1 protein-coding gene is annotated in these 707 nt (G+C 76.7%); it reads right to left on the minus strand.

Features of this window, described 5'->3' with window-relative positions:
• Positions 1-579, minus strand: a 579-nt coding sequence (locus B7767_RS36075) for an AraC family transcriptional regulator (RefSeq protein ID WP_143652824.1), incomplete at its 3' end; no start/stop codon positions are given.
• Between the last annotated feature and the right edge of the window lie 128 nt (positions 580-707).

The raw sequence follows: 707 nt of genomic DNA on the forward strand, positions 1-707 counted from the left end.
GTAGGGGGCCGCGACCAGGCGCCGGGCCGCGTGGTTCGACGCGGCCACTCCGAGGTCGCCGCGCAGGATGTGCAGGCACAGGTCGATGCCCGAGGCGGCGCCCGCCGACGTCAGCACGCTGCCCTCGTCGACGAACAGGACGTTCTCGTCGACCCGGACGAGCGGGTGCTTCGCCGCGAGCGCCCGCGTGTAGTGCCAGTGCGTCGTGGCGCGTCTGCCGTCGAGCAGGCCCGTGGCGGCGAGCGCGAAGGCGCCCGTCGAGATGGCGGCGAGCCGCGTGCCCCGGTCGTGGGCCGCGATCAGCGCGTCGACGACGGCCCCCGGCGGGTCGTCGCGGTCCGGGAACCGGTAGCCGGGGATGAAGACGATGTCGGCCCACGCGAGGGCGTCGAGACCGTGGGCGACGGAGTACGACAGCCCGTCGCCGCCGGTCACCAGGCCGGGCACCGCCCCGCACACACGCACCTCGTACGGCATGCTCGCGCGGGTCGTGAACACCTGCGCGGGAATGCCGACGTCGAGCGGCTTCGCACCCACGAGCACGAGAACGGCGACGCGATGCAGGCGGGAGGACGGCACGGGGACAGGGTACGAGGGAGCGCCGGGACCGGACCTCTCGTCCGGGAGCCCCCACCCGTCGCCCGCGGGCCGGGCCGCCACCCGTGCCCGCGCCGTCCGCGGCCCGGCGCCCCCGGACCCCGCCCCCG

It is taken from the genome of Streptomyces sp. 13-12-16, from assembly GCF_002114215.1.
GTDB lineage: Bacteria > Actinomycetota > Actinomycetes > Streptomycetales > Streptomycetaceae > Streptomyces.